At 49.0% G+C, this 259-nt stretch carries 1 protein-coding gene; it reads right to left on the reverse strand.

The window, feature by feature from the left end; all coding sequences use genetic code 11:
• On the reverse strand, positions 1-259 hold a 259-nt coding region (locus H8K52_RS22025; protein ID WP_425507565.1), incomplete at both ends, for a transposase.

Here is a 259-nt window from a genome sequence, read left to right on the forward strand (position 1 = left end):
TTCGCCACGTATTTTTCAAACGAAGACTCAATGCCTTCCATAGTCGCCATAGGTGCTTTGCTTGAGTCAAATAAGACGATAAAGAAAGGCGCAGGGCCTTTTCTAATAAACTCGCCATTTTCTTCATGTTTTGGCATGCCGCAGCGAGCAGCGCTTGCGCCTTGACCTTGGCTAATCCACGAAAGCGCGCGTAACGATGACCATGTAGTTGCTTCGCATCGGCGAAGCTCCGTTCGACCGTCTCTTTACGATGCTTGTA

It is taken from the genome of Affinundibacterium seohonense, assembly GCF_014284305.1.
GTDB classification, from domain to species: Bacteria; Pseudomonadota; Gammaproteobacteria; order Burkholderiales; family Burkholderiaceae_D; genus Undibacterium; species Undibacterium seohonense.